Annotated in this window: 3 protein-coding genes and 1 tRNA gene; all 4 read right to left on the bottom strand. The window is 43.8% G+C overall.

The annotated features are described in order from the left end of the window. Positions 1-97: 97 nt before the first annotated feature. Positions 98-577, bottom strand: a complete 480-nt coding sequence (gene rimI / locus ACHUFW_RS21760) for a ribosomal protein S18-alanine N-acetyltransferase (RefSeq protein WP_394206065.1) — start codon at positions 575-577, stop codon at positions 98-100. Further along, on the bottom strand, positions 567-899 hold the full coding sequence (locus ACHUFW_RS21755; RefSeq protein WP_394206063.1) for a DNA polymerase III subunit psi: 333 nt from the start codon (positions 897-899) through the stop codon (positions 567-569). Before ACHUFW_RS21755 ends, rimI begins: the two co-directional genes overlap by 11 nt. 130 nt (positions 900-1,029) lie before the next feature. Next, positions 1,030-1,106, bottom strand: a tRNA-Trp gene (locus ACHUFW_RS21750). A 138-nt stretch (positions 1,107-1,244) separates the two neighbouring features. Next, positions 1,245-2,171, bottom strand: coding sequence for a glycoside hydrolase family 16 protein (locus ACHUFW_RS21745; protein WP_394206061.1), 927 nt, complete (start codon positions 2,169-2,171; stop codon positions 1,245-1,247). Positions 2,172-2,829: the final 658 nt, after the last annotated feature.

The raw sequence follows: 2,829 nt of genomic DNA, 5'->3' as shown, positions 1-2,829 counted from the left end.
AGTTCGCTTAACTGTTGATTTCATAACACTCTCCAAAAAAGGTTTGAAAAGTGTCAACGTTATTTAGGACGGGTCACCTATTAATAAAAAAGCGCCGTTAAGGCGCTTTTTTATTATCTAATTGCAGTTCCATAATCACCGCATTCTCGCGGCCATTATCGCAGGGGTAGTACCCCTCTCGCGTCGCCGTTTTTATAAAGCCTCTCTGGGTATATAACCCAATAGCACTATCATTACTTTGTCGCACTTCCAATAATAACCGCTCTGCACCCAGTCCCTTCGCTTCTGTGCATGCCGCATTAAGTAACATTTTACCGCAGCCTAAACCTTGCTTATCGGGTGAGATACAAATATCGATAATCGTCGCATCCTCAAACAGAGTATGTAGAATATAAAACCCGACTAAACTGTGCCCCTCATAAAGCCCTGACACGCTGTAGAAGCGACCAAAGCAGCCTTCGATACTTGTGAGCGACATTGGGAACTGGTGACACTGAGCAGCAAGCACAGCAACCTCTGAAGCTTGAGTACTTGGTATTAGCTCGATACGACGAATTGCAGCCATATTATCGCTCATAAATTTGTTGCCATAATGCCCTTTTAGCATGCGACTCTTGTTGCAGCTTAGATAAGGGCGGTGATGACAATACACAACTAGCTTTTGGCAACTTACGCGCGCGCATATCCCAAAAAACGGTCATATCTCTACTGTAATTTTCTTGTATATCAACAGTGGCATTTTCACAGTCGACTAGTCGCAATATGCTGCTAATTAACGGATGATCACCTTGAAGATGATCGCCACTATCAACAAGAATAACCAAGCGTTCCCCCATCGGTGTCGACGGCCGCCAACGCTTAACCCCAAGGGCATCTAAAAAGGCTGCTTTATCCAACAAGGCGGTTCCAGAAAATAGAGAAATTAGGCAATAGAGTATAAAGGCTTAGCAAAAAATACCAAACGTTATTGCTAGAGTGGTTATCCGAAAAAGCAAAAAGCCGTTCATTACTGAACGGCTTTTCTAAATGTGGCAGGGGTGGCAGGACTCGAACCCGCAACCATCGGTTTTGGAGACCGCTGTTCTACCAATTGGAACTACACCCCTGTTGACGTGGGGCATTATGCTAAAACACCTTGCAAAGGTAAAGGATTTTTTCGTTTAAGTTGCATCGATTGCAGCTTTTTCACCCAAGAAGGTTATTTTTCGCTAATTTACGCTCATATCCTTAGCAATAACCCACTTTTAAAGACCACAAGGCGATGCCAAAGCAGGCTGCATCGGCTTAACGTTATCAACATAATCATGATTGTTAGCCTGCAGTTGGTTAACCTGCTTTACTACCTCATTAAACGCTAACACCTTATCGACCCTATGGTAAACCCAGTCCACATCCTGTTGATACTCTCGAAGCTCATCGGACTCAACAGGCCCCATCGAACCATCTGCACCTTTTGGCATAAACCAAAGATTAAAATTAATCGACATAGGCTTCTCTGGTGCAACCTTGTCTGAATGATGGGAAATAAGCTCTCCATCCACGTAATAGTTAACCCCTTGAGGCTCTACAGTCATCATCAACACATGACAACCAGCATAACTCCCAGGTTTGCGAGTGTATTCATTAACTTTCGTCCAGGGAGATAATTGAAAGGTTTCCCATGTTGTTGTCCACATCGCACTGTGACTATTACTGCCCCATCCACCATTGGGCAAATATTCAAAGTCAACTTCGCTGTAACTAGGATCCATTGGATAAGCTAACGGACTAATCGTATAGAATGTTTGAATAACCTCATCGCCGTCAGGACCGAAATTGGGTTCATCTCTAAAGAACACTCTCGCGGCATAGGTACCATATAGGTATTTACGGGCATGACAGACTTGAGTATGGCGAGTATTGCTTGCTTTTCCTGCAGTCACTGACTTCATAGAAAACCCGCCCGAATGAGCGCCCTGAAGCTGTGGATGAAAACTCACGCCTTCACCTAACCAAGTTGCACCACTAATACCTGGGTGTCCTGTTTGAGTGCGTGCTTTCCAGCCATTATCATTAAACTGCTGCATAGTCTGATAACTAAAATCATCAAAAAACAGACCTTCATTGGCTACAACACTGCCGGTAAACAATAATCCAATGGCACCACACATCCCTAAGTTCAAACTGTTCATCACACATCCTTTTAATGACAACGCTGTCAACCAAGTTATCACTCAAATATCAACTTCGTAATAACCCGTTAGTATTATGTTTCAAGCGAACCTATCCGTAAGCTCTAGTTTCTCACTCTAAAGCTATTGAACCTTTAAAACCATATATACAAACCAGCAGTAAGTACAACCTCATCAAACGACCTAAGTGAGCAGCTTTGCCAACAAAGCACCGCTTAAACAGCCCCAGATGTAAACGCCCTAGGTTTGTGCAATGAGAGTGCCAGCAAGAACCCTTGGAGACGCGATATGCAACTTCTTTTGCTTTAGGAGGAGGTATTACTTACCTTCTCGCTTTGCGATGGCGTGATGTCGAGGGTATATGGCTTAGCGAACCGCATATACGAAAAAGCCCTAACGTTTTATGCTAGGGCTCTTTCATTACTGTTTTGTCTTCACTTTTCTAAAAAGTGAAAACCAAAGTGGCGTCTGGAAATGGCCAGCTTCGAACATGAGTCCACACTTCATGGGTTGGCTCTAAGCCTGACATCAACATACATACCAAAATATCAACCATAAAGGAAATGACCTACTCTCGTAGCTCGCGCAGCGAACACATGGGGGCGAAGAAGCTCTGCTATGAATGCAACGCATTCAGGAGCTTAGTAGCTTAGTGACT

The sequence above is a fragment of the Shewanella waksmanii genome (assembly GCF_043643685.1).
Lineage (GTDB): Bacteria > Pseudomonadota > Gammaproteobacteria > Enterobacterales > Shewanellaceae > Shewanella > Shewanella waksmanii_A.
This window is presented reverse-complemented; position numbering and strand designations above follow the sequence as displayed.